Origin of the sequence: Brevundimonas sp. (assembly GCF_046293315.1) — a bacterium.
Classification (GTDB): Bacteria; Pseudomonadota; Alphaproteobacteria; order Caulobacterales; family Caulobacteraceae; genus Brevundimonas.
Genome location: NZ_JBKBPF010000008.1, coordinates 44,584 through 68,736, shown reverse-complemented (window position 1 = coordinate 68,736; position 24,153 = coordinate 44,584). Strand labels below are relative to the sequence as shown.

Here is a 24,153-nt window from a genome sequence, read left to right as displayed (position 1 = left end):
TCTCTAACGCTGCAAGGGCGCCATGTCAGTCGCGGCGCGCCTCAAAATCCTGATACCAGTCCACGAAGCGCGCCAACCCGGCCTCCAGCATCACCCTGGGCCGATAGCCGGTCAGGGCGTTCAGACGGGATATGTCGGCATGGGTGGCGGTGACGTCGCCGGGCTGCATGGGCTTCATCACCTTGACCGCCTCGCGCCCCAGCAGCCGCTCCAGCGTGGCGATCATGTCCATCAGGCCCACGGGCCGGTCATCGCCGATGTTGAGGATGCGGTTCTCGCCGGGGGCGGGGGGCCGATCCAGAGCGCCGATCACCCCGTCGACGATGTCGTCCACATAGGTGAAGTCGCGCGCCATCTGGCCCTGCCCGTACACCTGGATCGGCTCGCCCCTCAGGATGGCCCGGGTGAAACCGTAATAGGCCATGTCCGGCCGGCCCCACGGTCCGTAAACGGTGAAGAAGCGCAGGCCGGTCAGGGGAAGATCATAGAGCCCGGCGTAGGCGTGGCTCATTAGTTCGGCCGACCGCTTGGTGGCGGCGTAGAGCGAGACCGGGGCCATGGCTGCGTCGTCCTCCCCGAGCCCCCCGCTGCCCACAGGCCGGTCCCCGTAAACCGAGCTCGAGGACGCATAGACCAGATGCCTCAGCCCGGGCGCATGGCGCACGGCCTCCAGCACCGACAGCTGGCCCGCCAGATTTGACCGCTCATAGGCGAACGGGTTCTCAAGGCTGTAGCGGACCCCCGCCTGGGCGGCCAGGTGGACGACGCGGTCCGCACCGCTGTCCCGGACCAGGGCGGCGAAGGCCTCATGATCCGCCACATCGGCGTGCACCATGCGAAAGCCCGGATGCGCCTCCAGCCGGGCGGCGCGGGCGGCCTTGAGCGCCGGGTCGTAGTAGTCAGTGAAGCTGTCCACCCCGATCACGGCCTCGCCGCGCGCCAGCAGCCGTTCGGCCACGTGCATGCCGATGAAGCCCGCCGCTCCGGTTACGATGATCGTCAAAATGCGCTCCTGACCCGTTGTGGCCACATGACGGCCTATGATGGGCGTTCGCCTCGGCGCTTCCTAGAGGGCGGCGCATGGGCTAGGCAGGGTCTGAAACCGCAAGGAAATTTCTGTAATGCGCGTTCTTGTTCTTGGCGGCGACGGCTTCTGCGGCTGGCCCACCGCCCTGCATCTGTCGGCGCGGGGCTGGGACGTGACGGTTGTGGACAATCTGTCCCGCCGCAACATCGACAACGAGCTGGAAGTGTCCTCCCTGACGCCGATCCGGCCCATCGGCGAGCGCATCGCCGCGTGGAAGAACATCTCGGGGCGCGAAATCGGCTTTCACAACCTGACCCTGGGCAAGGAGTTCGACCGCTTCGTCGCTCTGCTGAGGGACGAAAAACCCGACGCAATTGTCCACTTCGCCGAACAGAGGGCCGCGCCCTATTCCATGAAGTCGGCGCGGCACAAGCTCTACACCGTCGACAACAACCTGAACGCCACCAACCATGTCCTGGCGGCCATGGTGGAGAGCGGGCTGGACATCCATCTGGCGCACCTGGGCACCATGGGCGTCTATGGCTACGCCACCGCGGGCCTGACCATCCCCGAGGGATATCTGACCGTGACGGTCGAGACCGACCGCGGCCCGGTCGAGCAGGAGATCCTGTTCCCGCCGAACCCGGGCTCGATCTATCACATGACCAAGACCCAGGACGCGCTGCTGTTCCAGTTCTACGCCAAGAACGACGGCGTCCGGATCACTGACCTGCACCAGGGCATCGTCTGGGGCACCCAGACCGAAGAGACTCGCCAGGACGAGCGCCTCATCAACCGCTTCGACTATGACGGCGACTATGGCACGGTGCTGAACCGCTTCCTGATGCAGGCGGCCGTGGGACATCCCCTGACCGTGCACGGTTCGGGCGGCCAGACGCGGGCCTTCATCCACATCCAGGACACGGTGCGCTGCATCGAACTGGCCCTGAGCAACGCCCCCCGCACCGGCGATCGGGTCAAGATTCTCAACCAGATGACCGAGAGCCACCGGGTGCGCGACCTGGCCCGGATGATCGCCGACATGACCGGCGCCGAGATCGCCAATCTGCCCAATCCGCGACACGAGGCGGACGAGAACGATCTGGTTGTCGCCAATGACAAGTTCCGCGATCTGGGGCTCAAGCCCATCACCCTGGCCCAGGGCCTGCTGGACGAGGTGACCGATATCGCCCGCCGCTACGCCGACCGGGCCGACCTGTCCAAGGTGCCGTGCGTATCCCACTGGAACGCCGCGCGCGAACAGGCGGCCCGGGCTCCTGCAGGCGCCACCGTCACCCGTCTCGAGACGCGCCAGGCGAGCTGATCCGATTTGTCACGCACAATCCTGGTCTTCGGCGGCGGCTATCTGGGCGAGGCCATTGCGCGGCGTGCTGAAGCCGAAGGCGCCCGGGCGATCCTGACGTCCCGCTCGCCCGAGCGGCGACAGGCGCTGGAGGCGAGGGGCGTTGCGGCGCTTGACCCGGAGGACACCGAGGCCCTCGCCCGAGCGGCGGCGGACGCCCACGCCATCGTCGTCGCCGCCCCGCCCGACGCGCGCGGATGCCCCGGGGCGCGGGTGCTGCTGCCGGCCCTGGCGGCGGCGGGCGCCTATCCCGACTGGATCGGCTATGTGTCGTCCACCGCCGTCTACGGCGACCGGGCGGGCGGCTGGGTGTTCGAGGACGATCCCTTGAACGCCGCCAGCATCCAGGGCGCCCGGCGGGTGCGGGCGGAGCGGGAGTGGCTGGAAGCCGGGCCCGGCCTTGGGCTGACGATCCAGATTTTCCGCCTGCCCGGCATCTATGGTCCCGGCCGTTCTCCGGTAGATCGGCTGAGGGCAGGGACCGCGCAGCTGGTGCGCAAGCCGGGCCAGATTTTCAATCGCATCCATGTGGACGACGCGGCTGCGGGCCTGTTCGCCTCCATGGCGCAGCCCCGCCCGGGCGGGCTCTACAATCTGGCTGACGACGAGCCCGCGCCCGCCGACGTGGTGACCGAATGGGCCGCGCGCCGGCTGGGCGTGGCGCTCCCGCCCGAGACCGACTGGACCGATCCGTCGGTCAGCGAGACCATGCGGCGGTTCTATCTGGACTCCAAACGTGTCTCCAACGCCCGCGCCAAGGCCGAACTCGGCTGGCGACCTGCTTTCTCCAGCTACCGAGAGGGGATCGAGGCGATGCTGGCGGCAGGGTGATCCTTCTCCTCCCCACGGCGTGTGAAGGAGAAGCGTTTCCTCAGAAAGGCAGCAGATTGCGCTGGCGGCTGTAGGACATGGTGCCGACATTGGCGCCAAGGCGCAGGCCGACGCCCGTGCGGATCGGCGCCAGGGTGATGTTTTCGGCGCGTTGGTAGTTCACGCCGAGACCCGCGATCAGGTAGGCCGTGCCTTCGACGCCCGGGTAGCGGCGGTAGATCATGTCGGGGTGATACAGGCCATAGACAAGGGTGAAGACCCGGCTGGCGTTGCCGCCCAGGTCCCAGCCTATGGACGCGCCCTGCCAGAACACCTCCTGCGAGGCGGTCAGGTCTTTCATATGCAGGGCGCCGCGGCCGTAGCGCGCGCCGATGACGGCCGCGCCCGCGCCTTCCTCGCCCGCGATATAGGCGGTGGGGCGATCGCCCTGGTCAGCGAAGACGCGCTCGATGGCCGCGCCGATGGCCTCGGCGGCGATGCCCAGCTCCCGCGATCCCGCCGAAACCAGCTCATCGAAGGTGTAGGCGGGGGCCGTGGCGTCGGAACTGATCGGATAGTTCGGGTCGGCCGGCTGGCGCGTGGCGCAGGCGCCGACGGTGCCGGCGGCGAGACCGGAAAGGATCAGTTGGCGGCGTTGCATATGCAGGCTCCGTGGCAGGCGGGATCAGGGATAATCCTGACCTTCAACCCGTTTTACGGCGCATGTGCGGCCGCAGGGTTAACGGCGCCGTAAGGATCCGCCCCGTGTACCGGTGTCTCGACGTCAGCCTTTGGCGGCGGCGCCGGCCAGGATCACGTCCAGCTGTCGCGAAAGGCGCTCGGACAGGGCCTTCTGGTCCCAGCCGTCATAGGCTGCGCCACGATAGTTGGTCAGCCAGGTGTCCCAGACCATATCGCCCACCAGGCGGGTGTCCGCGTCCTGCTTGAGCTCGCCGGAGCGCACGCCGTCGCGAAGCACTTCGCCGATCACGGACAGGAGGCCCTTGGTGAAGCCGCGAGCGCGTTGTTCCGCCTGCTGGGGCTGGAACCACGACCGCGCCACGATGGCCTGCATCAGCGGCAGGTGGTCCAGGGTGTGATGGTAGCCGGCGTCCAGAGCCGTGGTCAGGCGTTCCTTGACCGAACCGGCCGGGGCGGCGGCGGCCCGAACGACCTCGGTCAGCCGCTCCATGTTCTCGGCCAGAACAGCCTCGAACAACTCGGCCTTGTCCTGGAAATTGGCGAAAACCGCGCCGGTGGACATGCCTGCGCCCTTGGCGATGTCGCGGATGGTGGCCGGGTCATAGCCGCGCTCCGAGAACAGATCCCGTGCGGCGTCCAGCACCTTCTGGCGGGTCCGGACCTTGGCGGCCTGGCGTCGGTTCAGCCGGGGACCGTCCGAGGGCTGGTCGACGGGCTCGAAGGGGGCGTTCAGGGAAGACTCTCGCATACTCACTGTCACTCTACGCTGGGGCGCTACGGCCCGAACCGGTAACCCCCCCCGGTCACGTTCGAAAAGAGATCTCTATTGAGTTCTCGGTGTTTTGTTATTGGTTAGTCTAATGCGTTCAAAGGCTTACTGCCTTGAACCTGACTTGAATGGTGGTTTGATCACGCAAGGGTGACCAAAATGCGTTCCACAGGTTAATGAAACCGTTTTCTCGTGGACAAGACGGCTGGCGGCAAGCCCCCTTAAACCGCATAGTTGCGGGACATTCGGCGAGGGAGCGGACCATGGCCTACCGGGCGACGGGCTATCTGAAAAAGGTGCTCAGCGACGATGAGGTGATCCTCCGCATCACCCGCCGGCACTGGCTGGTTCGGGTGTTCAAGACCATGTGGTGGGCCCTGGCGTTCTGGGCCATGGCCGCGGGCGCGGTCTGGCTCTACCAGACCAACCCCGCGGGCGACGACCGCTGGATGTGGCTGGCCGGCCTGGCGCTGATCCCCCTGGCCGGGTGGATCTGGGAGCATCTGGTCTGGCGCAACCAGATGAACGTGATGACCAGCCGCCGTATCATCCAGATGGAAGGGGTGCTGAACAAGAAGGTGTCCGACAGCCTGCTCGAGAAGCTCAATGACGTGAAGACCGAGCAGACCTTCATCGGCCGCATCTTCGGGTTCGGCGACATTCTGATCCTGACCGCCAGCGAGCAGGGCGCAAACCATCTCAGGACCATCGCCGACCCGCTGGGCTTCAAGCGCGCCATGCTGGACGCCAAGGACGCCCTGGACGACGATCACGCCCGGGCCGACTGAGGGCTACCCGGCCGGACGCTCGGGCAGTCGCGCGCGCAGGGCCCGGGCCGGGCGGCGGCTGGTCTCGGGCATGGCGGCCTGGAAGGTCTTGCGGAAGACGTCGCGGCGCTCGTGCACCGAGGCCAGCACCAGACCCATGGGCACGCCGAGGTCCACCAGGGTATTCTCGGCCAGCTGCAGGCTGGCCTCGATGGTCTCCGGCACCGCGTCGGTGACGCCCAGCGCGTAGAGCCGCTCCGCATGGCGGTCGTCGCGGGCGCGGGCGATGAGGATCAGGTCGTCACGAAGCCCTCGTGCGGCCTTGACCACGTCGTCCACCTTGCCCGGCGCGTCCATGGTGACCACCAGGGCGCGGATGCTGTCGACGCCGCACAGCTTCAGCATCTCGGGATTGGCCGCGTCGCCATAATAGACGGGCTCGCCGTCGCGCCGGGCGGCGGTCACGGTTCGTGAGTCCGCGTCCACGGCCACATAGGACTGGCCGTGGGTCTTGAGCATCTCACCCACCAGTCGGCCCACCCGACCGAAGCCGACGATCAGCACCACGCTCTCGGGCGGGGACAGGCCGGGCGAGGTCTGAACATCCTCGGCGGGATCCCTGGCGGCGGCCCGACCGGTGATGCGCGCGCCCAGCCCCGCCAGCAGCGGAATGGCGAACATGGTCAGGGTGGCGGACACCAGCACTGACTGGATGAAGGCCGGCGAGGCCACGCCCTCGGCCACCCCGGCGCTGAGGATGACGAAGGCGAACTCGCCCGCCGGGCCCAGCACCAGCGCGGTCTCCAGGGCCTGGCGCGACTTCAGTCCCGCCACGCGCGCCAGGGTGAAGATCACCGCCGCCTTGATGACCACCAGACCCAGCGCCAGCGACAGGATGCGGACGGGCTCGGCGAACACCGCGTCCAGATCCAGGCCGATGCCGACGCTGACGAAGAAGACGCCCAGCAACAGGCCCTTGAAGGGTTCGATGGCCAGCTCGACCTCACGCCGGTACTCGGTCTCGGCCAGCATGAGGCCGGCGATCAGGGCGCCCAGGCCCATGGACAGGCCCGCCGCCTGGGCCGCCACGCCGCCCCCCACCACGATCAGCAGGGCCGCGGCCAGGAACAGCTCGCGGCCCGGGGCCCGCGCCACCGAGCGGAACAGGGGCCGCAGGACCAGCCGGCCCAGAATGACGATCAGCGCGACCCCGAGGGCGGCGGGCCCGAGGGTCAGCAGTGCCGTTCCGATGGCCGCCGGATGCAACCCGCCATCGGCTGTGGCGGCCAGCGCCGCCAGCACGGTGACGGTGATCAGCAGCGGCGCCACCGCCAGATCCTGGGCCAGAAGGATGGCGAAGGTGGCCCGGCCGGAGCCCGCTCCCACCCGGTTCCGCTCGGCCAGCACCGGTAGAACGATGGCCGTGGAGGACAGCGCCAGCGCCATGCCCGCCACCAGCGCCGTGTCCAGGGTCTGGCCCAGAAGCAGGAACAGCCCGGACAGGGCGGCGGTGCAGGCCAGGACCTGGGCCAGCCCGAGGCCGAACACCATCCGTCGCATGGTCTTCAGCCGTCCCCAGGACAGCTCCAGCCCAATCATGAACAGCAGGAAAGCCACGCCCAGTTCTGCCAGGACGGCCATGTCTGCGCGGTCCGTGATGGTCAGCCATTCGACCCACGGGGCCACCTCGGCGAACCGGCCCAGCCCGTCCGGGCCCAGCAGTACGCCCGCCGCAAGAAATCCAAGCACGGGGCTGACCTTGAACCGGCTGAAGATGGGCACGAGCACGCCGGCCGCGGCCAGAAAGACCACCAGATCCTTGTACTCGCCCGCGTGTTCCGCCGCCATTCAACCCCGCCTTGTCAGACAACCATCTAAAGGGCATCGCGCCGCCTGATGCGAGAGCGTCTGACCGTCCAATGAACTATTTTTTAGGTTCGGCGGGGGGGCTGCACCCCTATGGTGCCCCCGATCTCGTCCCGGCTCAGGGACCCTGTAGGAAGTACCATGAGAAAATTGATGATCGGCGCCGCCGTCGCCGCCCTTCTGCTGCCAGCGTCCGCCATGGCCGGGGACGGCCACGATCACGAGTGCCTGAACCAGTCGTGCAGCGTCGTGTCCCTGTTCCAGGCGCCGCAACTGGGCGCCACAGGCTATGAAGGCATCGAGACCCCGCGCTACGGGACATGGGGCTTCGACCTGGCGGGCCGCGACACCAGCGTGCGCCCCGGCGACGACTTCTTCCGCTACGCCAACGGGTCCTATGTGGACGCCCTGGAGATTCCGGCCGACCGCACCCGCTACGGTTCGTTCGACCTGCTGAGCCAACTGTCCGAAAACCGCATGACGGCGCTGATCGCCGAGATTTCGGCATCGTCGGACCTCGCCGCCGGCAGCGATGAAGCCAAGGTCCGCGACGCCTACAACAGCTTCATGGATCTGGAGGCGATCAACACCCTGGACGCCCAGCCGATCCAGCCGATGATGAGCGCCATCCGCGCCCTCGACACCCACGACGCCATGGCCGCCTACATGGGCGGGACCCAGGGCGTCCCCGGCGGCTCGCTGTGGGGCATGGGCGTCAGCGACGACGCTCGCGATCCCGAGGCCTATGCGGTCTATCTGAGCCAGGGCGGCATCGGCCTGCCTAACCGCGACTATTATCTGGCCGAGAATTTCGCCGACAAGCTGGCCGCCTATCAGCTCTATGTAGCGCAGATGCTGGACATGGCCGGCTGGGACAACGCCCAGCAGGCCGCCGCCGACGTGGTGCAGATGGAAACCGCCATCGCCACCGCCCACTGGACCCGCGTCCAGAGCCGAGACCGCGACCTGACCTACAACCCCATGTCCACCGCCGAGTTGGCCGCCTATGCGCCGGGCTTCGACTGGGCCGGCTACTTCGGGGCGGCGGGTCTGGGCGAGCAGGATCGCTTCGTGATCAGCCAGAACACGGCCTTCCCGGAAATGGCGCGAATCTTCGCCGAGGCCCCGATCGAAACCCTGCGCGCCTGGCAGGCCTTCCACACCGTGGATCAGGCCGCGCCCTATCTGTCCGAGCGCTTCAGTGACGCCCAGTGGGAGTTCCGCTCCCGCGAGCTGACCGGGGCCCAGGCCCAGCGGCCCCGTGACAAGCGCGGCGTCAGCTTCGCGCAGGGTCGCCTGGGCGAGGCGCTTGGGCGCCTCTACGTGGCCCGCTGGTTCCCGCCTGAGCACCGCGCCCAGATGGAAGAGCTGGTCGCCAACCTGAAGACCGCCATGGGCGAGCGCATCCGCAATCTGGACTGGATGAGCGAAGAGACCCGCGTCCGCGCCCTCGACAAGCTGGACAAGTTCGGCGTCAAGATCGGCTATCCGGATGAGTGGCGCGACTATTCCGACCTGGATATCCAGGCCGGCGACCTGTTCGGCAACTACCTGCGCTCGGGTGAGTGGCGCTGGAACTATGACCTGAACCGCCTGGGCCAGCCGGTGGACGACGCCGAATGGTTCATGACCCCCCAGACGGTGAACGCCTACTACTCCCCCACCAAGAACGAGATCGTCTTCCCGGCCGCGATCCTGCAGCCGCCGTTCTTCGATCCCGACGGCGACCCGGCGGTCAACTACGGCGCCATCGGCGGCGTCATCGGCCACGAGATCGGCCACGGCTTCGACGATCAGGGCCGCAAGTCTGACGGCGACGGCCGCCTGGAGGACTGGTGGACGGAAGAAGACGCTGGCCGCTTTGTCGCACAGACAGACATCCTGGGCGCCCAGTACAGCTCTTATGAGCCGATCCCCGGGCACTTCATCCAGGGCGGTCTGGCCATGGGCGAGAACATCGGCGACCTGGCCGGCGTGACCCTGGGCCTGGAGGCCTACCGGGTGTCGCTGAACGGGCAGGAAGCGCCGGTTCTGGACGGCTACACCGGCGACCAGCGGGTGTTCCTGGGCTGGGCCCAGGTGTGGCGGGGTCTGTACCGCGACGACGCCCTGCGCCAGCAATTGGCCCAGGGACCGCACTCGCCGGCCGAGTTCCGCGTGATCGGGCCGGTGCGCAATGTGGACGCCTGGTACGAGGCCTTCGACGTGCAGCCCGGCGACGAGTACTACGTCGTTCCGGAAGACCGCGTGCGCCTCTGGTAGGCCGCGTCGGCACCAATTGAGGAAGGGCCGGAGCGGCGACGCCCCGGCCCTTTTTCTTGGGAGCCGTTGTCCTCCCGCTCATCCCGCCGAAGGCCGGGATCCAGATCGTAGGGCTTGATTTCAGGATGATTGCACGACGGTCTGATCTGACGGCGTGCAGCCAGTGATTTCGCATCTGGATCCCGGCCTTCGCCGGGATGAGCGGAGATGTGCGCTCAAGCAGCGAGGCTCCGCGAGCCGAGCGTTAGCGCACTAAACATGAACACCAGACAGAAAAAACCCGCCGCGGGGGATACATCGCGGCGGGTCTTCTCGCTCTCTGTCGGAGCAGGCGCTTCCTCCCCGAAACGCCGGAGAAACATCAGCTCGCCCGAAGGCGCGCCGTGCTTCACACAAGTGCAACAAAACGCCATAATTGCCGGCGCGTCAAGCCGCCGCATCCCCAAAAAAGCGGGCAAAAGCAAAGTGATCGCTGATAACCCACGCAATGGTGAAGGTTATTTGCCGTGGTCCAGAATCGCGCGAACGGTGGTCGTCAGATCGGCGCGATCCACCAGCGCCTGTCCCGGCCGTTCGCTGCGCCAGGCGTCGTTGTCGGCGACCTTGCGAGCCAGCTCGCGGCCCAGGTCCAGATCCTTGATGGTGACCTTGCCCGCCGCGATCTCGTCGCCGCCCATGATGACGGCGGCGGGGGCGCCGCGCCGGTCGGCATATTTCATCTGTGCCTTCATGCCCGCCTTGCCGAGATAGACCTCGGCGGCGATCCCGGCGGCGCGCAGCTCGGACGCGGCTGCGAAATAGTGGGCCATGTCGTCTTCGGAGAAGGCGATGATCACCACCGGCCCGCGCGCGTCCCCGGCCGGATCCCGTCCCGCCGCGCGCAGGGCCGAGACCAGGCGCGACACCCCGAACGAAAAGCCCGTGGCCGGCGTACGCTCGCCGGTGAAGCGGGCCACCAGATCGTCATAGCGTCCGCCGCCGCCGATGGAGCCGAAGCGCACCGGACGGCCCTTGTCATCGGTGGTGTCCAGCAGCAGCTCGGCCTCGAACACCGCGCCGGTGTAGTACTCCAGCCCGCGCACCACCGAGGGGTCGATGCTGGCGGCTTCGTCGGCCACGCCCATGGCCTTCAGCGCCGCGCTGATGCGGCCCAGCTCGTTCAGCCCCTCGGCGCCCGCCTCGGTGCCGCCGACCACGGCGTCCAGGGCGTTCAGCACGCTGTCGCGCGGTCCCGCCTGAACCGCCAGGAAGGCCAGCACCGCGTCGATGCCCTTTACGTTCAGCCCGGCGCCCTTGGTGAAGTCGCCGGACTCGTCCAGCCGGCCTTCGCCCAGCAGCAGCTTGACCCCGTCAGGGCCAAGCCGGTCCAGCTTGTCCACCGCGCGCAGCACCGCCAGGGTCTGACCCTGTTCAGTCACGCCCGCGGCCTGAAGCACGCCGTTGACCAGCTTGCGGCTGGCGATCTTGATGGTGGCCTGACCCGGCGCGAGACCCGCGGCCTGCAGGCCCTCGACGGCCATGGCGATGATCTCGGCGTCCGCCTCGGGCCGGTCCGAGCCCACGGTGTCCGCGTCGCACTGGACGAACTCGCGGAAGCGGCCGGGGCCGGGCTTCTCGTTGCGCCAGACGGGCCCGAAGGCGTAGCGGCGGAACGGCTTGGGCAGGGTCTCCCAGGTCTGGGCCGCGAACCGGGCCAGGGGCGCGGTCAGGTCATAGCGCAGGGCCATCCACTGATCGTCGTCGTCCTGCAGGGCGAACACGCCTTCGTTCGGGCGGTCGGCGTCGGGCAGGAATTTGCCCAGGGCGTCGGCGTATTCGAAGGCCGAGGTTTCCAGCGGTTCGAAACCCCAGCGTTCATAGACTTCGGACACCGCCTGGACGATGCGGCGCTCGGCCACCAGGTCATGGCCTCGGCGGTCCTGAAATCCGCGCGGCGCGCGGGCTTCGGGACGGACGGGTTCGGGGGTGGTGTCAGCGGGGGATGTCATGGCGCGCGATTACGCCATCACGCCCCCCGCGACAACATCGGGCGCGCCGCGCTCAAGGAGCGAGCGTTCGCGACGCGAGCGTTAGCGTGCCCAAAATGCGCTCAGGCAGCGAGCGTCCGCGACGCGAGCGTTAGCGTGCCCAAAATGCGCTCAGGCAGCGAGCGACCGCGTCGTGAGCGTTAGCGCGCTTTATGCCCGCTTCAGCGCTACGCCTTTTCCATAGGTCAGGCGGCGCCACACCCATTCCAGCGGGCCCATGCTGAAGCGCGACAGCCACAGGGGCGACCAGATCAGCTGCACCACCCAGATGCCGATGATGAACAGCCACAGATCGGGCCAACCGACCTGACCGAAATAGCCCAGGCCGCGACCGCCGTAGAAGAGGGTGGTCATGATCAGGGTCTGGGTCAGGTAGTTGGTGAAGGCCATCTGCCCGGCCCTGGCCAGCGGCGTCAGGATCAGCTTCAGCCCGAACCGCGCCAGCAGGATCAGGGCGCTGGCGTAGGCCAGCGACACCAGCGGCGCCAGGAAGGTGTTGGCCGGGCGCATCATGGTCTCGACCAGCGGAAAGCCGGAAGCGATCAGGGCCGAGGCCTCGACATTGATCAGCCACAGCGACCCGGCGCCCAGGGCGATGAACAGGCCATAAACCCACGCCGGCGCGCGTCCGGCCAGGAAGCCGGCCTTGAACAGTCCCATGCCGATCATCATCAGCGCCGCTGTGGCGGGAATGAGAAAGATCGCCATGAACGGGACCACTGCTACCCAGGCGCTCATAACCGTCAGGGTCGTCTCGAGGGCGCTGCCCTGATAGGCCGCGATCATCACGCTGAGCTGCTCGGGGGTCGTATCCCAGCCGATGCCGTCCATGGCCTCCGGCGGCGCCATCCGCATCATGGCGATGATGCCGACATAGAGCGCGGAAAGAACCAGATTGAGCGTCACGCCCACGATCAGCAGCCGCTTCGCGCTCCAGGACCGCACCAGCAACACCACGAGCCCGGTCAGGGCGTACAGCAGCAGAATGTCGCCGAACCAGAAGAACAGGCCGTGAGCGAGGCCGAACAGCCCCAGCCAGAACAGCCGCTTCCGGAGCAGCTTGCCGCGCGTCAGGTCGCTGCGGTCGCCGCCGATCAGGAAGATCGACGCCCCGAACAGCATCGAAAACAGGGTCCGCATCTTGTCCTGGAAGAACACATGCATGGCCTGCCAGGCCGCCGCCGCCTCGCCTTCCAGCCCGCCGGGCTGCAGCGAGGGGTTCATCATCACCGGCTCGGGCATGGAGAAGGTGATGGCGTTCACCGCCAGGATGCCCAGTACGGCGAAGCCGCGCACCACATCCAGGCTGAACAGTCGGTCGGATGTCCGCACGGGCGTCGGCTCCGCAATGGGATCCCGCTCGGATGTGTTGACGGCTGCTTCGGTCATGTCGCCCCTCCCTGACATGGACAGGCGCCGACCTTCGCGCGACAGACCCCGGGCCGCAAGCCGCCGATCATGAAAGGACGGTAATGATTCCGCGCCGGCGGTTCAGGCGCCTTCGGAGCCGAGCAGGCCGGCGCGCGGGCGAACCGGCGGCGGCTTGGGCGTGAAGGCGATCAGGGCCACGCACAGCCCGGCCCAAAGGGCGTAGCTGAGGCCGATCAGCATGGCCAGCGGCAGGCCTGCCACACCGTAGATCAGCAGGGTAGTTTCCGCCGCGCCAAGGCTCTGGGCCACGGCGCCCGCCTCGGCCCAGCGAACACCCAGCATCACCAGGGCGGTCAGAATCTGCAGGGCGGCCGCGAGCAGACCGCCGTACAGCAGGAAGCGCCAGATCACGCCGAGGCGGGTGGAGGGCGACCCTGACCGGTCACGCTCGCGCACCAGCATGTAGACGCCCATCGGTACGGCGATCACGCCGGCCGCCAGCACCTGCAGCCGCCAGTCCATGTCCAGCCCGGGCATCATCTGCGACGGCGGCATCAGGGGCAGGGTCAGGATCAGCGGCGGCCAGGCGATGGCGGCGATGGCTGCGATCAGGGCCCACAGACCGGGCGAGCCGCGCCATTTGATCGGCGCCTGGCCCGGCAGGTCGCTCACGTCGCGGAGGTCCTTCAGGTCACGTTTCATCGGGTCGGAACCGGGGTCGGGCCGGAGTAGTCATAGAAGCCGCGCCCGGTCTTGCGACCCAGCCATCCGGCCTCGACATATTTCACCAGCAGCGGGCAGGGTCGGTACTTGCTGTCGCCCAGGCCCTCATACAGCACGTTCATGATGGCCAGCACCACGTCCAGACCCATGAAGTCCGCCAGCTCCAGCGGTCCCATGGGGTGGTTGGCGCCGAGCTTCAGGGCCGTGTCGATGGCGGTGACGTTCCCCACGCCTTCGTACAGCGTATAGACCGCCTCGTTCATCATCGGCGCCAGGATGCGGTTGACGATGAAGGCGGGGAAGTCCTCGGACTCGGTGGTGGTCTTGCCCAGGGCCTCGGCGAAGGCGACAGCGGTGTCGTAGGTCTGGCCCGAGGTGGCGATGCCGCGGATCAGCTCAACCAGCTTCATGGCCGGCGCCGGCTTCATGAAATGCAGGCCGATGAACCGCTCGGGCCGGTCGGTGACCGAGGCCAGGCGCGTGATGGAGATGGAGGAGGTGTTGGACGCCAGCAGGGTGTCGGCGCCGAGGTGGGGGGTCAGGTCGCGGAAGACCGCCTTCTTGATAGCCTCGTCCTCGGTCGCGGCCTCGATCACCAGATCGGCGCTGCCGGCCTCGGCCAGGGTCTCGATGGGGCGGATGCGGGCGAGGGCCGCGTCGGCGTCGGCCGCCGTGGTGGTTCCGCGCGCGACCTGACGGGCCATGCTGGCGCCGATGGCGCCGATGGCGGCGGGCAGCTTGTCTGCGCCCACGTCGTAGAGCCTGACGTCATATCCGCCGAGAGCCACCACATGGGCGATGCCCATGCCCATCTGGCCTGCGCCGATGACGGCCACCGTCCTGATTTCAACCATGCGGTCGAACGCCTCTTGAACCGATCGCGCGGAAACGCGCGGACGGCTGTCTTACGCCAAGGAAGGGGCGGCGGGGAAGGGCGACTTCCGAGGAATCCCTCTCCCCGTGGGAGAGGGATGCGCGCAGCGGGATGTGTAGCAGACCGCTTCATTGGCGCGCAGGGTGAGGGTCGGTCACGCGTTTCAGAACCACCGAACCCTCATCCCCCGCGCCAGAACCTTCGCGCTGCGCGCTCCGGTGCGCGGGGCCCCTTCTCCCGTCGGGAGAAGGGGGTTTTGACTTACCCCAGCGCCGTCATCAGTTCGGGGACCACCGTCTTGTAGTCGCCCACGATGCCGTAGTCCGCCACCTGGAAGATGGGGGCGTCGGCGTCCTTGTTGATGGCCACGATGATCTTGGAGTCCTTCATGCCGGCCAGATGCTGGATGGCGCCCGAGATGCCGATGGCGATGTAGAGCGCCGGCGCAACGACCTTGCCGGTCTGGCCCACCTGATAGTCGTTGGGGGCGTAGCCCGCGTCCACGGCGGCGCGGCTGGCGCCCACGGCGGCGCCCAGCTTGTCGGCCAGGGGGTCCATGACCGCGTGGAACTCGTCCGCCGAGCCCAGGGCCCGGCCGCCGGAGACCACGATCTTGGCCGCGCCCAGCTCGGGCCGGTCGGACTTGACCATTTCCTCGCCCACGAAGTCGGTCTTGGCCGCGTCGGCGCCCTTGATTGTCTCGACCTTGGCCGAGCCGCCTTCCTCGGCCGCCGTGAAGGCGGTGGGACGCACGGTGATGACCTTGATCTTGTCCGAGCTCTGGATCGTCTCCAGCGCATTGCCCGCATAGATGGGCCGCGTGAAGGTGTCGCCGGAGACCACCTCGATGATGTCCGAGATGGGGGCCACGTCCAGCTTGGCGGCGATGCGTGGGGCGAAATTCTTGCCGTCCGACGAAGCGGGCGACAGGATGGCGTCATAGTCCCCGGCCATGGGGACCACCACGGCCTCGACGGCTTCGGCGATGGTCTTGCCCAGTTCCGCGGACTCGGCCAGCAGCACCTTGCGCACGCCCGAGATTTTCGCAGCCGCATCGGCGGCGGCCTGGGCGCCCTGGCCCACCACCAGGATGTCGATGTCGCCCGCGTTCAGCTGCTGGGCGGCGGCGACGGTCTTGTGGGTGGTGTCGCGCACGTGGGCGTTGTCGTGATCGGCGATGACGAGAACGGCCATTACAGGACTCCTTCGGACTTGAGCTTGGCCACCAGTTCGGCGGCGTCGGCCACCTTGATCCCGGCCGAGCGCTTGGGCGGCTCGGTGACCTTCAGCACCTTCAGGCGCGGCGCCGTGTCGACGCCGTAGTCGGCGACCGCCTTGGTGACGATCTCCTTCTTCTTGGCCTTCATGATGTTGGGCAGGGAGGCGTAGCGCGGGGTGTTCAGACGCAGGTCGGTGGTCACCACCGCCGGCAGGGTCGAGGCCAGGGTCTGCAGCCCGCCGTCGATCTCGCGGGTCACCACGGCCTTGCCGTCCTTGATCTCCAGCTTGGAGGCGAATGTGCCCTGCGGCCAGTCCAGCAGGGCGGCCAGCATCTGGCCGACAGCGTTGTTGTCGCCGTCGATGGCCTGCTTGCCCATGAGGACCAGGTCGGGCTTTTCTTCCTCGACCACGGCCTTCAGCAGCTTGGCCACGGCCAGCGGCTCCAGGTCGGCATCCGACTGGATCAGGATGCCCCGGTCAGCGCCCATGGCCAGGGCGGTGCGGATGGTCTCCTGCGCCTGGCTCGGGCCGATGGAGACCACCACGATCTCGTCGGCGGTGCCGGCGGCGTGGTGCTCCTTGCCTTCCTTGAGACGCACGGCCTCCTCGACGGCGATCTCGTCGAAGGGATTCATGCTCATCTTGACGTTGGCGAGGTCGACGCCCGACTGGTCCGCCTTCACGCGCGCCTTGACGTTGTAGTCGATCACCCGTTTGACGGGGACAAGAACCTTCATGCCGAACCCTTTTCGAAACTTTGGTCTGGAAAGCCGCCCGGCCGCGGCCTTATTGGTGCGGCAGGACATGGAACGGCCGTCGCGGCCTGTCAACGTAACGCCAAGTCAACTTCCCGGGGATTCTCGCGCGTGTATCTGAGCTTCAAGCGGCTAGGCTTCCTGTTTCTGATCGTATTCGCCGTTCTCCTGATCGGCGTCGTGATCTTCCGCGTGTTCTGGACCGCGCCCGGCGACCGCTGCGAGGCGGACGGCGGCTGGTACGACATCCAGACCCGCACCTGCGCCACGCCCATCTACATTCCCGACATCACCGGCCGTCAGCCGGGCGAGAGCCGCGAGGACGCCTCGCGCCGCAACGCCAACGAACTGGTCCAGCTCGAACGCCAGATCGCGGCCCGCGAGGCCGCCCGCCGTCAGGCTATCGAGCAGGAACGCGCCCGCATCCGGCAGGCCCGGCAGGACGACTGAAACAATTCTTCCGTCGCGCCCCGGCTCGTGGAACAGTCCAGCCTTCTGACCGGGCTGGACGGCCATGACCCCTGACCCTTCCCTGATCGCCCGGCTGGACGGAGTGGTCGTTCGACACCCTGATCGCGGCCCCATCGGCCCGGTGGATCTGGATGTGACGCGCGGCGAGATCGTCGCCCTTGTGGGGGCGTCAGGCTGCGGCAAATCCACCCTGCTGCGCCTGCTTGCCGGGCTGGAGACGCCCGACGCGGGCCGGGTGGAGCGGCGGGTCGACAGGGGCCGCACCGGGCTGGTGTTCCAGAACGCCACCCTGATGCCGTGGGCCGCCGCCGTCGACAACGTGGCCCTGCCCCTGCGGCTGTCCGGCCAGCCGAAGGACCAGGCCGATGCGCAGGCGCGGGCCGCCTTGGCGCAGGTGGGGCTGGGCGACCGGGCGGGGGCGCGGCCTCACCAGCTGTCCGGCGGCATGGCCATGCGCGCGTCCCTGGCCCGGGCGCTGGTGACCGATCCCGACCTGCTGCTGCTGGACGAGCCGTTCGCGGCGCTGGACTCCGCCACCCGGCGGGCCCTGATCGAGGACATTCACGCCCTGTGGGCGCGGACACGGCCCGCCGTGGTCTTCGTCACCCACGACGTTGAGGAAGCGGCTTACATGACCGGGCGGGTGCTGGTGATGGGGGCCGCTGACGGCCGCATCGCCGCCGAAATCAGGACGCCCGGCGCCCTGCCGCGCCCCGCCGGCCATCGCCTGGACCCGGCCCACGCCCGCTGTGTCGAGCAGATCGCCACGGCGCTGGATGCGGCCATGGAGCCTGCGGCATGAGGCGCGCGGGCGACATGCTGGCCCCGCTGGTCCTGCTGGCTGTGCTGCTGGCGGGGTGGGAGATCGCCTGCCGCGCGCTGGCCGTGCCCGCCTACTTCCTGCCGCCACCCAGCGCGGTCCTCATGGCCCTGGCCGAGACCGGTCCGCGTCTGGCGGCCTCGGCCTGGGCCACCTTCTGGATGGCGCTGCAGGCCCTGATCGTCGCGGGCCTGATCTCGACGGCGCTGGCCCTGACGGTGTCCCTGAACGCCACGGCGGAGCGGGCGGTGCGGCCGCTGGCGGTGACGCTGCAGGTGACGCCCGTGGTGGCCATCGCGCCTTTGGTGCTGATCTGGGCCGGACTGGACAACGCCGACCGGGCCGTGGTGGCGCTGGCCGCGACCGTGGCCTTCTTCCCTCTGTTCTCCGGCGTGCTGACGGGGCTCAAGGCGGCGGATCCGGACCTTGAGCGGCTGTTCGACCTTTACGGGGCCTCGCCCCTTCAGCGACTGTGGCGGCTGCGCATCCCCGCCGCCGCGCCTTTCGCCCTGGAGGGCCTGCGGGTAGGGGCGGGCCTGGCGGTGATCGGGGCGGTGGTGGCCGAATTCGTCTCGGGCACAGGCCAGACGCAAGGGCTGGCCTGGCGCCTGCTCGAGGCGGGCAATCGCCTGCGCACCGCCGAGCTTCTGGCAGCCCTGACCTGCCTGGCCGTGATGGGGGTGGCGCTGAACGCCCTGATCGGCGGGATCGAGCGCGCGGTCCTGCGCCGCCGGGGTGGAAATCGAGGCCCCCGTTAGCGACGGGTTAAGGCCGGCCCGGCTAGCCTTGACCGATATCCGGCCGATGTTGCGGCCATGATTTCGAGGGGGCTTCGGCCATGGCGCCACGACGAGGGAACCACAGCGTCCTGTGTTCAGGTCTGCTGGCGGCCGGCCTGGTCATGGCGGCCTCGTCAGCGGACGCCCAAAGCGCCGGGGATCGGGGCGCCAGCCGTCAGGCTGGCCTGCGCATGCTCAGCTGGCCCGGCAAGGCTGAGGCGCCGCGCCCTGAACAGCCTGCCGCCGTCCCCGTCGCTGAAGCCCTCGACGTCGGCCCGCCCGCGCCGCTCCAGATTCAGCCCAGCGTGCTGCCCGACTATACCGCGGCCGCCCGGCCCTTTCCCCAGCGCCTGACGCCGGCCAACGCCTTCGGATCTCCCCCGGTGGTTTCCAGCGGCCAGGCCCGTTCGACGCCGGTTCCCTACAGCCAGGTCGCGGCGGTCGAGACTGCGCCGGTTCACACCACCCCGGCGCCGCGCACCCCGGCGGCCCAACCTCCGGCGGCCCAGACGCCCGTGACCCAGACTCCGGTCCGCTCGCCCCGCACCCAGGCGGCGCCCCATAACGCGCCCCAGCCCCCCTCCCAGATCGCGCCGCAATCGGCGCCCCCGACCGATCCCATGGCGCCGCGCGCGGATGCCCCCATCTGGCGCATGGGCGCTTCCGGGGGCCAGGCCGCACCGCAGCCGGCTCCCGAACCGGCTGCGCAGGCCGTCCCCCAACCCCGCCCGAGCGCCGACGGCCGTGACGGCGCACGCTATTATTCGGTGCATCGCGAGGCAGGCCGCACGCCGGACGTCACGACGCTGCCGGCGCCCTTCTTCCTCGACAGCGCGCCGGTGGATCTGGCCGAGCCGCCACCGCCGCCGACCCTGATGCGCAACCAGGGTGGCCTGGCGCCTTCGGTGGCGGGCGACCTGTGAGCGACGCCGCCGTGACCAGTTCGCGCCTGCCGGAGCTGATCGGGCTCGCACGCGAGGATTCCAGCGAAAAACGCCGCACTCTCCTGCGCGAACTGACCGAGCACTTCTTCGGCTCTACGGCCCATTCCCAGGCTGAGAACGAGCACTATGGCATCGTGCTGGCGCACCTGGCTGACGACATGGAGGAAGCGGTCCGCGCGGAGCTTGCGGAGCGCTTCGCCGCCGTGTCTGACGCCCCGCGCCGCTTGATCCGTCGCCTTGCCGAGGACGGATCCGATGCAGTCGCCGCCCCCGTGCTGGCGGCGTCGCCGGTGCTGGACCATGCCGATCTCATGAAGGCGGTGCGTGAAGGCGGGCAGGAGCGGCTGCGGGCTGTCTCCAGTCGGTCGTCCGTTTCCGAAGACATCTCATCGGTCATCGTGGAGCGCGGCGACGACGAGACCCTGGGCGCGCTTCTACGCAACGAGGGCGCGCGCCTGTCGCGAGCCTCCAGCGAGGCCGCTGTGGACCGCGCGCGAGCCAACCCCGCCCTGCATGAAGCCGTGGTCAACCGCCAGACTTTGCCGCCCGACCTGCTGAACGAGATGTATTTCGTGGTCGAGGCCCGGCTGCGCCAGCAGATACTGGAGCAGAACGCGCAGATGGATCCGGCTCTGCTGGAGAACGCGCTGGAGGCCGGCCGCACCCGCGTGGCCGCCGCCGACGGGGTCCTGCCCGCGGACTACAAGGAACAGCTGGCCTATGTGCATGAGCTCAAGGCCGCCAACCAGCTTACCCCCCAGGTGCTGGCGCGGTTCCTGCGCTCGGGTGGCCGCACCGCCTTCCTGATCGCCCTGGCTGAGTTGGCGGACATCGATTTCCACACCGCCCGCAACATCGTCGAGCGGCGCGAGATGGATGCGCTGGCAGTGGTGTGCAAGGCGGCGGACCTCGATCGGGCCCTGTTCCTCACTTATGCCGTGGTGCTGCTGAACCGCGAGGACAACGCCATGGGCAAGGCGCGTCAGTACGCCGCCCATTACGCCGAGCTGCCCCGTGAGACCGCCATGCGGACCCTGCGGTTCTGGCGCCTTCGTCGTCAGGCGGCCTGAGTCTCAGGCGGGGCTGCTGGGGAAGGTCTGGCGCACCGCGGCCAGCAGCTGGTTCGCCCGATCCGCGATCAGCCCGGCCCCCAGTTCGCGCGCCGTCTCGGCCGCTTCCACCAGAACCAGTCCCAGATGCCCGGCGTCGCCGCGGCCGGTCATCCGCATGCGCGTCAGCTGCACCTGGGCCAGGGTGATCTGGTCCACGGCCCAGTCCAGCGGATTGTCGCTCGCCTGACCGGTGGTCAGGCGGCGGCGCAGGCGCGTCTCCATCCGGCCCAGCCGGCTGGCGTCGCGGCTCTGTTCCGCCTGTTGCGTCTCCACGGTCACTCGCCGCTCCCGGGCCAGGGCGCCGAGGATCAGACCCTCGCCTGCTGTGACGGCCTCGATCTCGATCAGGCGATTCAGGTCGGGATTCATGTCCCGGGCGGCGCGGGCCAATTCGATGGCGGCCCAGTCCAGCGGGCTGTGGTCGGGGGTGAAGGTGTCGGCGGCGGCGTCGAACAGTTCGTGCGCCTTGGCCCGGGCGGCTTCGTCGTCGGCCAACGCCGCCAGCGCAGAAAGACCCGCCGCGCACAGGGTCAGGGCCCGAGCCCGCGTCACCGGCCGGTATTCGGGCGAGGCGGCGGCGACCAGGGCGCGCAGGTCGCGCCCCGCCTGGTCCAGCAAGCGCGTGTCGCCGCGCAGCAGGCCCGCCTCCAGCGCCAGGGACGCCCGGTCCAGCTGAACCTCGGCGGCTTCCGGAGCCAGGTCGGGTCGGTTCGCCACATCGTGCAGGGCGGAATCCATCAGGGCGGAGGCGTCCAGCATGGCGGCCGCCTCGCCGTTTCGCCGGGCCTTCAGGGCCTCGAGCCGGGCGTGGGCCACGCCCAGACGCGCGGCGAGGGCGCCCGGCCGCTTGGGGTCGTGACCGTCCAGCACCAGATCGATCTGGTCCAGCAAATCCGTGCCGCCGCGCTGTTCATACTGCAGCATCAGACACAGGGCGGTCTCCATGGCCGCCTCGGTATGCTGGTCGGGGGTCACGGCGGCCCCTGCGGCGTCGGTGGCGGCGGACAGGGCCCGGGCCAGACTGGCGCGGCGGCCGGTCCGGCGGGCATGCTCGCGCCACAGGGCCGCCGCCTTCAGACCCGTCAGCACCGGTTCGCGGCAGCTCGTCCGGTGGGCGTCGGTCGCCTGACCGCGCGCCTCGGCTTCCAGCAGGTCGGCGCCGATCAGCTCGATCCAGCTTCGGTCGCCGCCGTCCCGCGCCTGGGCGAACAGCCGTCTCAGATCCCGCCCGAACTCGAACATGCCCATACTCGCCTTCTGTCCCGTATCGGGATCGTCTGACCTCATCCGCCTACAGACAAGCAAACGCAGCGCCGCCCCGGCGGTTCAGCGCCAAGCTTGCAACCCTCAACCCAGGTCCGGCGTCCGGTCCAGACATCGGGAGAGGGCATCGCGCGCAGCAGTCTCGCCTGCGCTCAATTCACGCACGGCCCGGATCCGGGCGCGGGTCTGATCATTGTCGCTGACGGTGGGCGCGCGGCCGGCCGCATCAGCGGCCTGGCCCACGGCCAGGGACCAGTAGAGCGCCGCGTCGAACAGCATGCGCCCGCGCGGCGTCTCGCCGCCTTCCAGCTCGGACGCCGCCTGAGACAGGCCCGCGCAGCGCACGGCCGACTCATAGCCGGTCAGCACCGCTGCCTGCCCTGAAAGGCTTGTCAGAACCGCAATGGCGACCGCGACGATCATGAAAAGGGGTTCCTGCGACGCCCCCGCGTCAACCGGAAGGAGAGCACGGAATCAGGGCCTCGGGAAGGCGGCCGCCGCGCCTTATCCCCGCTCTTTCGTGCGTGAGAACGCCACCTTCGGGAAGCGTTCGCCCACATAGCCCGTCTCCCACGACGACTTGGCCAGGAACACGGGCGCGCCGTCGATGTCGGCGGCCATCTGGGGCCGGTACTTGCCCATGAAGTCGTCCAGATCAGCCTTCTCTCCGGTGACCCAGCGGGCCTCCGCCCAGGGGCTGGGCTCGAACATGGAGTCCAGGCCGTATTCGCTGTTCAGCCGGTCGGCCATGACCTCGAACTGCAGGTGGCCCACCGCGCCGACGATGAAATCCGCGCCCAGCTCGGGGCGGAACAGCTGGGTCACGCCTTCCTCGGCCAGACCCTCCAGCGCCTTCTTCAGGTGCTTGGCCTTGAGCGGGTCCTTGACCCGCACACGCTGCAGGATTTCGGGCGCGAAATTGGGCAGGCCGGCGAAACGCACCAGTCCGGTCTCCGACAGGCTGTCGCCCACCCGCAGCACGCCGTGGTTGGGAATGCCGATCACGTCGCCGGCATAGGCGTCGTCGGCCAGCTCGCGATCCGAGGCGAAGAACATGATGGGCGCGTTGACGGACAGGGACTTGCCGGTGTTCTGCACCTTCAGCTTCATGCCCCGCTGAAACCGGCCCGACGCCATGCGGAACATGGCGATGCGGTCGCGGTGGTTGGGGTCCATGTTAGCCTGGACCTTGAAGACGAAGCCGGTGACCTCGGCAGCGCCCGGCTGGACGACGATGGCCTCGGGTTCCGGCGCGTTGCGGGTCTCGGGCGGGGCCTCTTTCTTCGCCTTCATGACCTTGGGCGCCGGGGCCCAGTCGCCGATGGCCTTGAGCAGTTCGTCGATGCCGAAGTGGCGCAGCGCCGAACCCCACAGCACCGGCGTCATGTGGCCCTCAAGGAACGCCTGCACGTCGAACGGCTTGTAGCCGCCCTCGACCAGCTCCGCCGCCTCGATCAGGGCCTCCTGCTCGCCTTCCTCGAAGTACTCGGCGGCGCCGGACAGGGGCAGGGCGGGGGGATGGTCCGGATCCTCGGTCGCCCCGGCTTCCTTGCGGGCATAGGGCTGGAACCGGCCGGTTCCCATCTCCACCATGCCGCGAAGGCGGTTGCCGCTCTGGGCCGGCCACCAGATGGGGGACGGATCGAGCTGCAGGCGGGACGCGATCTCGTCCAGCAGGGCCATGGGATCCTGAGCCTCGCGGTCCAGCTTGTTGATGAAGGTGATGATCGGGATGTCGCGCAGGCGGCAGACCTCGAACAGCTTCAGGGTCTGGGGCTCGATGCCCTTGGCCGCGTCCAGCACCATGATGGCGCAGTCCGCCGCCGTCAGGGTGCGGTAGGTGTCCTCCGAGAAGTCCTCGTGGCCCGGGGTGTCCAGCAGGTTGAACATCTTGTCGTCGTGCTCGAACGTCATCACCGACGCCGAGACGGAGATGCCCCGCTCCTTCTCGATCTTCATCCAGTCCGAGCGGGTGCGCCGGTTCTCGCCGCGCGCCCGCACCGCGCCCGCCGCACGAATGGCGCCGCCGGCCAGCAGGATGTGCTCGGTCAGGGTGGTCTTGCCCGCGTCGGGGTGCGCGATGATGGCGAAGGTGCGCCGGCGCGCGGCCTGGGCGGCGAGTGTCTTGGGGGCGGAAGCGGCCGCGGGCGCCGCCGCCTCGGGCAGTGTTTGTTGTGACATGGCCGGGCCGATAGCGCGGACAGGGCGCGCTGTCACCTCGGGTGAT

22 protein-coding genes are annotated in these 24,153 nt (G+C 68.8%); 9 read left to right on the top strand and 13 right to left on the bottom strand.

Annotation, left to right across the window (positions count from 1 at the left end):
* Nucleotides 1-25: 25 nt before the first annotated feature.
* On the bottom strand, nt 26-1,003 hold the full coding sequence (locus ACK4SE_RS09030; RefSeq protein ID WP_409691428.1) for an NAD-dependent epimerase/dehydratase family protein: 978 nt from the start codon (nt 1,001-1,003) through the stop codon (nt 26-28).
* Between the two features lie 118 nt (nt 1,004-1,121).
* Between ACK4SE_RS09030 and ACK4SE_RS09025 the strand changes: the two genes are divergently transcribed.
* Both ACK4SE_RS09025 and ACK4SE_RS09020 read left to right on the top strand, forming a co-directional pair.
* Nucleotides 1,122-2,351, top strand: coding sequence for an NAD-dependent epimerase/dehydratase family protein (locus ACK4SE_RS09025; RefSeq protein WP_409691425.1), 1,230 nt, complete (start codon nt 1,122-1,124; stop codon nt 2,349-2,351).
* Between the two features lie 6 nt (nt 2,352-2,357).
* Nucleotides 2,358-3,221, top strand: coding sequence for an SDR family oxidoreductase (locus ACK4SE_RS09020; RefSeq protein ID WP_409691422.1), 864 nt, complete (start codon nt 2,358-2,360; stop codon nt 3,219-3,221).
* A gap of 40 nt (nt 3,222-3,261) precedes the next feature.
* On the opposite strand, the gene ACK4SE_RS09015 is transcribed toward ACK4SE_RS09020, so the two are convergent.
* Together ACK4SE_RS09015 and ACK4SE_RS09010 are read right to left on the bottom strand one after the other, a co-directional pair.
* Entirely contained in the window at nt 3,262-3,861 is a 600-nt protein-coding gene (locus tag ACK4SE_RS09015) for an EipA family protein (protein WP_409691420.1), read from the bottom strand.
* A gap of 123 nt (nt 3,862-3,984) precedes the next feature.
* The gene (locus tag ACK4SE_RS09010) at nt 3,985-4,650 is read right to left on the bottom strand and encodes a TetR/AcrR family transcriptional regulator (protein WP_409691418.1); all 666 of its coding nucleotides are present in this window, start codon (nt 4,648-4,650) and stop codon (nt 3,985-3,987) included.
* 284 nt (nt 4,651-4,934) lie between these two features.
* Between ACK4SE_RS09010 and ACK4SE_RS09005 the strand changes: the two genes are divergently transcribed.
* Nucleotides 4,935-5,459, top strand: a complete 525-nt coding sequence (locus ACK4SE_RS09005; RefSeq protein WP_409691415.1) for a PH domain-containing protein — start codon at nt 4,935-4,937, stop codon at nt 5,457-5,459.
* A gap of 3 nt (nt 5,460-5,462) precedes the next feature.
* Here ACK4SE_RS09005 and ACK4SE_RS09000 read toward each other — a convergent pair whose 3' ends face one another.
* Nucleotides 5,463-7,286, bottom strand: coding sequence for a cation:proton antiporter (locus ACK4SE_RS09000; RefSeq protein ID WP_409691412.1), 1,824 nt, complete (start codon nt 7,284-7,286; stop codon nt 5,463-5,465).
* A gap of 159 nt (nt 7,287-7,445) precedes the next feature.
* Here ACK4SE_RS09000 and ACK4SE_RS08995 point away from each other — a divergent pair, with 159 nt between their 5' ends.
* Complete coding sequence (locus ACK4SE_RS08995) at nt 7,446-9,566, top strand: M13 family metallopeptidase (protein WP_409691409.1); 2,121 nt, start codon at nt 7,446-7,448, stop codon at nt 9,564-9,566.
* A gap of 497 nt (nt 9,567-10,063) precedes the next feature.
* Here the strand turns inward: ACK4SE_RS08995 and hisS are convergent, their stop codons facing one another.
* From hisS to ACK4SE_RS08965, 6 genes are all read right to left on the bottom strand, one after another.
* On the bottom strand, nt 10,064-11,554 hold the full coding sequence (hisS, locus tag ACK4SE_RS08990; protein WP_409691407.1) for a histidine--tRNA ligase: 1,491 nt from the start codon (nt 11,552-11,554) through the stop codon (nt 10,064-10,066).
* 189 nt (nt 11,555-11,743) lie between these two features.
* Nucleotides 11,744-12,982: a DUF418 domain-containing protein gene (locus ACK4SE_RS08985; RefSeq protein ID WP_409691405.1), complete on the bottom strand. Its 1,239-nt coding sequence runs from the start codon at nt 12,980-12,982 to the stop codon at nt 11,744-11,746.
* 102 nt (nt 12,983-13,084) lie between these two features.
* The gene (locus ACK4SE_RS08980; protein WP_409691402.1) at nt 13,085-13,636 is read right to left on the bottom strand and encodes a phthalate transporter; all 552 of its coding nucleotides are present in this window, start codon (nt 13,634-13,636) and stop codon (nt 13,085-13,087) included.
* A 26-nt stretch (nt 13,637-13,662) separates the two neighbouring features.
* Nucleotides 13,663-14,541 carry a 3-hydroxybutyryl-CoA dehydrogenase gene (locus ACK4SE_RS08975; RefSeq protein WP_409691400.1) on the bottom strand — a complete coding sequence of 293 codons (879 nt, stop codon included), beginning with the start codon at nt 14,539-14,541 and terminating at the stop codon, nt 13,663-13,665.
* 281 nt (nt 14,542-14,822) lie between these two features.
* A complete protein-coding gene (locus tag ACK4SE_RS08970) occupies nt 14,823-15,755 on the bottom strand; it encodes an electron transfer flavoprotein subunit alpha/FixB family protein (protein WP_409691397.1) in 933 nt (310 codons plus the stop codon).
* Entirely contained in the window at nt 15,755-16,519 is a 765-nt protein-coding gene (locus ACK4SE_RS08965; RefSeq protein WP_409691394.1) for an electron transfer flavoprotein subunit beta/FixA family protein, read from the bottom strand. The genes ACK4SE_RS08970 and ACK4SE_RS08965 overlap by 1 nt, the downstream gene beginning before the upstream one ends.
* Before the next feature lie 129 nt (nt 16,520-16,648).
* Between ACK4SE_RS08965 and ACK4SE_RS08960 the strand changes: the two genes are divergently transcribed.
* From ACK4SE_RS08960 to ACK4SE_RS08940, 5 genes are all read left to right on the top strand, one after another.
* Nucleotides 16,649-16,987: a hypothetical protein gene (locus ACK4SE_RS08960; RefSeq protein ID WP_409691393.1), complete on the top strand. Its 339-nt coding sequence runs from the start codon at nt 16,649-16,651 to the stop codon at nt 16,985-16,987.
* Between the two features lie 64 nt (nt 16,988-17,051).
* Complete coding sequence (locus ACK4SE_RS08955; RefSeq protein WP_409691390.1) at nt 17,052-17,810, top strand: ABC transporter ATP-binding protein; 759 nt, start codon at nt 17,052-17,054, stop codon at nt 17,808-17,810.
* Nucleotides 17,807-18,586: an ABC transporter permease gene (locus ACK4SE_RS08950; RefSeq protein ID WP_409691388.1), complete on the top strand. Its 780-nt coding sequence runs from the start codon at nt 17,807-17,809 to the stop codon at nt 18,584-18,586. Before ACK4SE_RS08955 ends, ACK4SE_RS08950 begins: the two co-directional genes overlap by 4 nt.
* Nucleotides 18,587-18,666: 80 nt before the next feature.
* Nucleotides 18,667-19,530, top strand: coding sequence for a hypothetical protein (locus ACK4SE_RS08945; protein ID WP_409691385.1), 864 nt, complete (start codon nt 18,667-18,669; stop codon nt 19,528-19,530).
* Nucleotides 19,527-20,621 carry a DUF2336 domain-containing protein gene (locus ACK4SE_RS08940; RefSeq protein WP_409691383.1) on the top strand — a complete coding sequence of 365 codons (1,095 nt, stop codon included), beginning with the start codon at nt 19,527-19,529 and terminating at the stop codon, nt 20,619-20,621. Before ACK4SE_RS08945 ends, ACK4SE_RS08940 begins: the two co-directional genes overlap by 4 nt.
* Nucleotides 20,622-20,624: 3 nt before the next feature.
* Here ACK4SE_RS08940 and ACK4SE_RS08935 read toward each other — a convergent pair whose 3' ends face one another.
* From ACK4SE_RS08935 to ACK4SE_RS08925, 3 genes are all read right to left on the bottom strand, one after another.
* Nucleotides 20,625-21,905 (bottom strand): hypothetical protein, encoded by a 1,281-nt coding sequence (locus ACK4SE_RS08935; RefSeq protein ID WP_409691381.1) that lies wholly within the window; start codon nt 21,903-21,905, stop codon nt 20,625-20,627.
* Between the two features lie 105 nt (nt 21,906-22,010).
* Nucleotides 22,011-22,349 carry a hypothetical protein gene (locus tag ACK4SE_RS08930; RefSeq protein WP_409691378.1) on the bottom strand — a complete coding sequence of 113 codons (339 nt, stop codon included), beginning with the start codon at nt 22,347-22,349 and terminating at the stop codon, nt 22,011-22,013.
* An 81-nt stretch (nt 22,350-22,430) separates the two neighbouring features.
* On the bottom strand, nt 22,431-24,107 hold the full coding sequence (locus ACK4SE_RS08925; protein ID WP_409691376.1) for a peptide chain release factor 3: 1,677 nt from the start codon (nt 24,105-24,107) through the stop codon (nt 22,431-22,433).
* Between the last annotated feature and the right edge of the window lie 46 nt (nt 24,108-24,153).

Coding starts and splice junctions, on each gene's coding strand:
- ACK4SE_RS08995 (WP_409691409.1), top strand. CDS start 7,446: ATGAGAAAATTGATGATCGGCGCCGCCGTCGCCGCCCTTCTGCTGCCA.
- ACK4SE_RS09015 (WP_409691420.1), bottom strand. CDS start 3,861: ATGCAACGCCGCCAACTGATCCTTTCCGGTCTCGCCGCCGGCACCGTC.
- ACK4SE_RS09000 (WP_409691412.1), bottom strand. CDS start 7,286: ATGGCGGCGGAACACGCGGGCGAGTACAAGGATCTGGTGGTCTTTCTG.
- ACK4SE_RS08950 (WP_409691388.1), top strand. CDS start 17,807: ATGAGGCGCGCGGGCGACATGCTGGCCCCGCTGGTCCTGCTGGCTGTG.
- ACK4SE_RS08985 (WP_409691405.1), bottom strand. CDS start 12,982: ATGACCGAAGCAGCCGTCAACACATCCGAGCGGGATCCCATTGCGGAG.
- ACK4SE_RS08955 (WP_409691390.1), top strand. CDS start 17,052: ATGACCCCTGACCCTTCCCTGATCGCCCGGCTGGACGGAGTGGTCGTT.
- ACK4SE_RS09010 (WP_409691418.1), bottom strand. CDS start 4,650: ATGCGAGAGTCTTCCCTGAACGCCCCCTTCGAGCCCGTCGACCAGCCC.
- ACK4SE_RS08935 (WP_409691381.1), bottom strand. CDS start 21,905: ATGTTCGAGTTCGGGCGGGATCTGAGACGGCTGTTCGCCCAGGCGCGG.
- ACK4SE_RS08945 (WP_409691385.1), top strand. CDS start 18,667: ATGGCGCCACGACGAGGGAACCACAGCGTCCTGTGTTCAGGTCTGCTG.
- ACK4SE_RS08970 (WP_409691397.1), bottom strand. CDS start 15,755: ATGGCCGTTCTCGTCATCGCCGATCACGACAACGCCCACGTGCGCGAC.
- ACK4SE_RS08930 (WP_409691378.1), bottom strand. CDS start 22,349: ATGATCGTCGCGGTCGCCATTGCGGTTCTGACAAGCCTTTCAGGGCAG.
- ACK4SE_RS08965 (WP_409691394.1), bottom strand. CDS start 16,519: ATGAAGGTTCTTGTCCCCGTCAAACGGGTGATCGACTACAACGTCAAG.
- ACK4SE_RS08925 (WP_409691376.1), bottom strand. CDS start 24,107: ATGTCACAACAAACACTGCCCGAGGCGGCGGCGCCCGCGGCCGCTTCC.
- hisS (WP_409691407.1), bottom strand. CDS start 11,554: ATGACATCCCCCGCTGACACCACCCCCGAACCCGTCCGTCCCGAAGCC.
- ACK4SE_RS09005 (WP_409691415.1), top strand. CDS start 4,935: ATGGCCTACCGGGCGACGGGCTATCTGAAAAAGGTGCTCAGCGACGAT.
- ACK4SE_RS09025 (WP_409691425.1), top strand. CDS start 1,122: ATGCGCGTTCTTGTTCTTGGCGGCGACGGCTTCTGCGGCTGGCCCACC.
- ACK4SE_RS08975 (WP_409691400.1), bottom strand. CDS start 14,541: ATGGTTGAAATCAGGACGGTGGCCGTCATCGGCGCAGGCCAGATGGGC.